The following is a 6,440-nucleotide window of genomic DNA, read 5'->3' as shown; positions in this document are numbered from 1 at the left end:
GTCGACCATGCGCATCGTCGCCGGCGGCTGGCCGGCGTCGCGGGCCTCGCGGTCGGCTTCAAAGGCCGCTTGCAGCGCCTGCGCCTTGTCGTAGCGCACGCGCCGTTGCGCCGCCGAGAAGCCGCTGGTGGTGGGGACCTGACTGACCACGCATTTGACGCGCCGGTCGATCGCCGCAACCGTCAGGGCGTGGCCGCCGCTATAGCTGCTGCCCCAGATGCCGATGCGTTCGCGGTCCACTTCCGGGCGCCGGCGCAGATAGGAAATGGCGGACCGGAAGTCCTGAATCTGCCGTTGCGGATCGATCTCCTGACGCGGCATGCCCTCGCTGCGGCCGAGATGGCGGAAGTCGAAGGTCAGCGCGGCCAGACCCTGGTCCACCACGGCGGCCGCGTATTCCTCCAGGTCTCCGCCCGCCACCATGGACCAGCCATGCGCGAGCGCGACCGCGGCCACCGGGCCGGCGGCGTTCTGCGGCAGGTAGAAGGTCCCGCGGACCAAATCCCCCTCGACCAAGAATTCAATCGGCTCTGCCGATCCTTTTGGACCTGACCTGTTTGGCATAGATGAACTCATGCCTGTCTCCTTGTCGCTCATGAATGAGCTAAGCTTGTGTGAACAGGTCGAATTCTGCCCATCGGGCCACGTGCGAACAAGCGCTATTATTCATGCAATCAATCGGCCATTCCGATTGATATAGAAACCACTAACCTCCCCGCCGAGCCGCCCCACAGCCATGGATCTACGCCAATTCGATTGCTTTCTGGCCGTCGCGGACAAACTGCATTTCGGCCGCGCGGCGGAGACGCTGCACATGAGCCAGTCTTCCGTATCTGAGGCGGTCAAGGCCCTGGAGAAAACGCTGGGCGCCCCCTTGTTCGAGCGCAGCAGCCGCCGGGTCGCGCTGACGCCGCTGGGCGCAACCCTGCAACTGGGCGCCGGGCCGGCCGTCATCATGCTGAAAGCCGCGTTGGACGATTGCAAGCGCCAGGCCGCGGGCAAGCCGCGCCATCTGCGCATCGGCTTCCTGGGCGGCGGCTTCTACGAGCTATACCGGCCCCTGGTCTCGGAATTCAAGGCGGCGCATCCCAACGTGGAGCTGGAGTTCCTGGAACTGACCTACGTCACCCACTATGCGGCGGTGGCGGACGGCTCGGTCGACGTGGCGTTCTGCCGTTTGCCGCTGGGCGCGGACGGCCTGTGCCACGGGCCCATCGTGTTGCGGGACCAGCGCATGCTGTGCGTCCCGCTGGACCACCCGTTCGCCGCGGCGACCCTGCTGGACCCCGAACTGCTGGCCGAGGAACGGCTGGTGCGCATGGTGCCGGGATCGGTCAACCAGGAATGGCAGGACTACCACTTTCCCCGCCATACTCCCAAGGGCAAGCCCATCGGCGACGGCCCCGTGGTGCGCACGATCCGCGAAGGCATCGCCGCCGTGAACACTCGCGAGGGCCTGCTGATGCTGACCAAGCGCGCCGCCAGCTACTACGCGACGCCCGAGATCGCATTCGTGGAGATAGACCTGCCCGCCATGCCCTCGGCCCTGGTGCGGCGGGTGGACGACCACCGGCCCATCCTCCAGGAACTGGAAGCCTTGCTGCTGCGCATTGCCGAGCGCCATGGCGTGGCGGCCTGACCCGGACCTCGAGGCCCGGATGGCCGCCAGATTTCGAAGCGGATCAGCGTTGCGAATCCAGCACTTCGTTGTTCTTCACCACTTCCTGCGCCTTCGCATAGCTTTCGATCAGCAGCTGGTAGGCCGGGAACACCTTGGTGTAGACCTCGGCCCACTGCATGGCGTCTTCGCGGTTCCAGGTCTTCTGCAGCTCGGAGGCCACGGCCGCCGTATCCATCGGCACCACGCCCGCCTGCACCACGCGCGCCAGCGTGATTTCCTGGGCCATCTTGGTGTAGGTGCCCGAGGCGTCGATCACCGCAAACACCTTGTAGCCGTCGGCGACGGCGCTGATGGCCGGGAACGCCATGCACACGCTGGTGATGGTGCCGGCGATGATGAGCGTCTTGCGGCCGGTGGCCTTCACGGCGGCAACGAACTCGGGGTTGTCCCAGGCGTTGATCTCGCCCTTGCGCGCAATGTATTGCGCATGCGGCGCGTTGGCGTGGATCTCGGGGATCAGCGGGCCGTTGGGGCCTTGCGGCACCGAAGCGGTGGTGATGACCGGCATCTTGGTCAGCGTGGCCATCGAAGCCAGCGCGCCGGCGCGGGCGCGCAGTTCAGGCATGGGCATGTCGCCCACGGTCTGGAACAGGCCGCTTTGGTGGTCGATCAGCAGCATGACGGCGTCGGCGGGATCGATGACGGGACGCTGGCCGTTGAAGTTGGCGGGTGCAGACATGGTGTACTCCTTGATTGAAAATCGCCGGCGGTGTGCCGAATCAAAAGCCTTATGGCTACACAAATAATAAAAATGGAACAAAATTAGCGAAAGACCCGTTTTTTGTTATCAGAGTCCTATTTTTGGATGTAAAGGAACGCGATGCAGGACCTCAACGATCTTTTCTATTTCGTGCAGACCGTCGAGCACCAGGGCTTCGCGCCGGCGGGACGCGCATTGGGCATGCCCAAGTCCCGCCTCAGCCGCAGGCTGGCCCTGTTGGAAGAACGCCTGGGCGTGCGGCTGATCCAGCGCTCAACCCGGCACTTCATGGTCACGGACATCGGCCAGACCTATTACGAACGCTGCAAGGCCATGCTGGCCGAAGCCGAGGCCGCGCAGGAAGTGATAGACGCGGCCCAGGTCGAGCCGCGCGGCGTCATCAAGCTGACCTGTCCGATCGCCTTGCTGCATACCCATGTGGGCGGGATGCTGGCGGATTTCATGCTGAAGTACCCGCGCGTGGTGATACAGCTGGAGGCCACCAACCGCCGGGTCGACGTGCTGGGCGAAGCGGTCGACGTGGCGATACGCGTGCGGCCGCCACCCTTGGAAGACAGCGACCTGGTCATGCGCGTGCTGGCGGACCGCGGGCAGAGCCTGGTTGCGAGCTCCGCGTTGGCCGCCGAATGCGGGCAGCCGGCAACGCCGGATGATCTGGGCGCCTGGCCCAGCCTGGCGCTGGGCACGCCCAACCAGGCCTATCGCCTGGAGCTGTACAAGCAGGACGGCCAGTAGGCCACGGTCTCGCTCGCCCCCAGGATGATCACCACCGACATGATCGCCTTGCGCAACGCGGCGATGGCGGGCGTCGGCGTGGTGCAGCTGCCCACATTGATGGTGCGGGAACAGCTGCAGGCGGGACAGCTGGTCCGGCTGCTGCCGGACTGGGCGCCGCGCCGCGAACTGATACACGCCGTGTTCCCCTCGCGGCGCGGCCTGCTGTCTTCGGTCCGGGCGCTGGTGGATTATCTGGCGGAGCGCTTCGGGCGGCTGCAGGAGGACTAGCCGGTGTTGCGGATTTAGTTGGCCTGGTGCACCTCCAAGGCCCGGACCAGTATGTCGGCATAAACCTCGCACAGGCGCGTGTCGGCCAGCGTGCCCGTCAGCATGTGGAACCAGCTGGTTCCCATCGCCAAGGACATCGCGGCCTCCACATCCGGGCTCCACTGCAGCTCGCCCCTGTCACAGGCGCGCTGGAAGATCACCCGCAGGTTGTTCTTACGCCGGTCGACGAACTCGTCGCGCAGCAGGCTCAGCGTCTGCGGATCAGATTGAGCCTCGGCCACGATGCTGCGCAGCGCCTCACCCGCCCGCGTACCGCCCCACCAGTTCCACAATGCCGCCAGGAAGTCGGCCAGCTCATCGCGCAAGTTGCCCTTGCGCGATGTGGTCAGGGCGGACTCGCCTGAACGTTCGTACACCTCGATGATGAGCGCCGCCTTGTTCTTCCACCAGCGGTAAATGGACGGCTTGCTGGAGCCCGCGCGTTTGACGACCGCGTCCAACGTGAAGCCGGCATAACCGGACTCCTCAAGAATGGCCGCCGCTGCCTCGATGATGGCGCTATGGGTTTCCTCGCTGCGCACGGCGCCGTGCGACACGCGCGATCGCCTCTGGATCTTGGATTCCGCCACGTTTACTCCCTGATTCCTGGATTTGCGTCGAGCAGGCGCCGATCGCGCCTGCGGGTGGCACCGTTCCATCGATGCCGCCAATTCTCGTCGAATTCCGATTGCTATAACGATACCAAGAGTATATATTTTGCTTAACGATACTGATGGTATTTATAAACTAAGCCATGTCAACCTCGTCATTACCCGCGTCGCCGCCCCTGCCTGGCCGCTTCTACGCCGTGGCCGTGGCTTCGCTAGGCGCGGTGATCGGATCTACCTTTCCCCTGGCCGCCATCCTGGCGCTCGGCGACATAGGCGGCGGCCTGTCCGCCAGCGCCGACGCGAGCGCATGGCTGACCACGATCTACAACGTGGGCCAGATCTTCTGCCTGCCCATCGTGATGACCTCGGCCGCCGCTTTCGGCCGCGGCCGCAGCATGCGCTGGGCCGGCCTGGGTTTCGCGCTGGCGTCCGCAGCCGTGGCCCTGTCGCCGAACCTGGCCTGGGCTCTGACCATGCGATTCGCGCAAGGCTTCTTCGGCGGCATGCTGCCTGTGCTGATGTTCCTGCTGGTCATGACCACCCTGCCGCCCGGCCGGAGCCAGGTGCGCGGCCTCGCGGCCTTTGCCGCGGCCACATCCATCGGGGTCGGCCTGGCGGGATGGCTGGCGGCCGAACTCGCGGCGTTGGATGGCTGGCGCATGCTGTTCTGGGCCCAGGCCGCCTTGGGCACGGCGTACTACCTGCTGGCCCGGCGCGCGTTGCGCCAGGACCGCGGCGACATCCACTATCTCAAAGTGAAGGACTGGCCCAGCTATGCCCTGCTTTCGACCAGTCTCAGCGCCCTGGTCATCGTCATCTCGGAAGGCGAGCGCCATTTCTGGCTTGAAACCTGGTGGATCAGCGCCTGCCTGCTGATGGGCCTGGTTGGAATGGGACTGGGCGCGGCCAGCCTGCTCAAGGCAAACCGCCCGCTGCTGCACCTGGGCATCTTCCGCAAGTCCACCTTCAGCTGGGCCATCGTGTTGCAGATCATTTTCCGTTTCGGGACGCTGTTCGCCGTCTGGATCGCGCCACAGTACCTGATGCGCATCCACGGCTTCCGGCTGGAACAGATTTCCGCGATGCTGCTGCCGCTATCGCTGGGCACGGTCGTTTCGCTGCCCATCGCTTTCTGGCTGGCGCCGCGGGTCGACCAGCGGCTGGTGCTCAGCGCCAGCCTGGCCCTGTTCGCGCTGGCCTGCCTGCTCAGCGGCTCCCTCAGCCCCGAATGGACTGCGCAGAACTTCGCGCCGGCGCTGCTGGTCGCTGGACTGGGCCAAGGCCTGTTCTCGGTTGCGACCTTGCGCTTTGCGGTCTACGGCATCGGCAAGACCGACGGCGCTACCTGCGGAATCATCTTCAACTATTCGAGGGTGCTGGGCCTGGTCAGCGGCATCGCGGTGTTCAGCCACGTGGTCAACGAACGCGAGAAGTACCACTCGGCCATCTTGAATGAAAGCGTGGGCGCGCTGGCGAACGAGACCGCCACGCGCCTGAGCCAGACCGCCGGCGGCATGGCCAATTGGGTCGCCGATCCAGGCGGCGCGCAGGCAGTGGCGCTTGGCCGCCTGGCGCGCAGCGTCGCGAGGCAGGCCTACACCCTGAGCTATGGCGACGCCTTCCTGCTGGCCGCCGGCCTGCTGATGCTGGGCGCCGTGGTGGTGTGGGCGCTGCCCAAACTGCCCAGTCCGCTGGCCTCGCCCGCCCCATTCCTTTCCAGCAAGACCGCCTAAGACCAGAAGCCATTCCATGAGCACTGAAATCACTCTCTCGCCGACCCCCAGCGCCCGCCACGTCATCCTGCACACCAGCCACCGCATCCTGGTGGCCTCGGCCATCGTCCTGGCCCTGGGCGGCCTGGTCTACGGCGCCTACGCGCTGTGGCACGGCGCAACGCCTTACGAACGTACCGAGAACGCCTACGTCAAAGGCGACTTGACCTACGTCGCCACCAAAGTCAGCGGTTACGTCAAGAGCGTCGATACCGAGAACAACCGCAAGGTCGAGGCCGGGCAGCAACTCCTGCGGATCGATCCCAAGGACTATGAAGCCGCAGTGGCGGACGCGAAGTCCGCCGTGGCGCTGGCCAGCGCCACGCTGCAACAGATCGGCGCGCAACAGACGTTGCAGACGACCCAGATACGCATCGCGCAGGCGACCGTGACCTCGGCGCGCGCCCAGGCCGCGCGCAATCTGGCGGATTTCCAGCGCGCGCAGTCGCTGATCCAGCAAGGCGGCGTCAGCCGCGCGCTCTATGACCAGGCGAGCGCCGAGCAAGTGCGCGCCGCCGCTGCTCTGAGCCAGAACGAAGCGCAAGCGGAATACGCGCAACAACAGCTGCCCGTGCTGCAGGCGCAGCGCGAAGCGGCGCAAGCCAACCGCG

Annotated in this window: 6 protein-coding genes and 1 pseudogene; 4 read left to right on the top strand and 3 right to left on the bottom strand. The window is 65.7% G+C overall.

Annotation, left to right across the window (positions count from 1 at the left end; genetic code table 11):
• Nucleotides 1–564 (bottom strand): alpha/beta hydrolase (locus VIR09_RS08900; protein ID WP_414639407.1); only part of this gene is annotated, 564 nt, incomplete at its 3' end.
• A gap of 172 nt (nucleotides 565–736) precedes the next feature.
• Here VIR09_RS08900 and VIR09_RS08895 point away from each other — a divergent pair.
• Complete coding sequence (locus tag VIR09_RS08895; protein ID WP_332012536.1) at nucleotides 737–1,639, top strand: LysR family transcriptional regulator; 903 nt, start codon at nucleotides 737–739, stop codon at nucleotides 1,637–1,639.
• A gap of 43 nt (nucleotides 1,640–1,682) precedes the next feature.
• Here VIR09_RS08895 and VIR09_RS08890 read toward each other — a convergent pair whose 3' ends face one another.
• Nucleotides 1,683–2,360: a hydrolase gene (locus tag VIR09_RS08890; RefSeq protein ID WP_332012535.1), complete on the bottom strand. Its 678-nt coding sequence runs from the start codon at nucleotides 2,358–2,360 to the stop codon at nucleotides 1,683–1,685.
• 141 nt (nucleotides 2,361–2,501) lie between these two features.
• Here VIR09_RS08890 and VIR09_RS08885 point away from each other — a divergent pair.
• A pseudogene (locus VIR09_RS08885) lies at nucleotides 2,502–3,407 on the top strand (LysR family transcriptional regulator).
• A 14-nt stretch (nucleotides 3,408–3,421) separates the two neighbouring features.
• On the opposite strand, the gene VIR09_RS08880 reads toward VIR09_RS08885, so the two are convergent.
• Entirely contained in the window at nucleotides 3,422–4,003 is a 582-nt protein-coding gene (locus tag VIR09_RS08880) for a TetR/AcrR family transcriptional regulator (protein ID WP_332012534.1), read from the bottom strand.
• A 197-nt stretch (nucleotides 4,004–4,200) separates the two neighbouring features.
• On the opposite strand from VIR09_RS08880, the gene VIR09_RS08875 reads away from it, so the two are divergent.
• Both VIR09_RS08875 and VIR09_RS08870 read left to right on the top strand, forming a co-directional pair.
• Nucleotides 4,201–5,790 (top strand): MFS transporter, encoded by a 1,590-nt coding sequence (locus tag VIR09_RS08875; RefSeq protein WP_332012533.1) that lies wholly within the window; start codon nucleotides 4,201–4,203, stop codon nucleotides 5,788–5,790.
• Between the two features lie 16 nt (nucleotides 5,791–5,806).
• The coding region (locus VIR09_RS08870; RefSeq protein WP_332012532.1) for an HlyD family secretion protein at nucleotides 5,807–6,440 on the top strand (634 nt) is incomplete at its 3' end.

Source organism: Achromobacter sp. (assembly GCF_036567245.1).
Taxonomy (GTDB): domain Bacteria; phylum Pseudomonadota; class Gammaproteobacteria; order Burkholderiales; family Burkholderiaceae_B; genus Achromobacter.
Note: the sequence above shows the minus strand (reverse complement) of the source record. Positions and strands in the feature narration are given on the sequence as shown.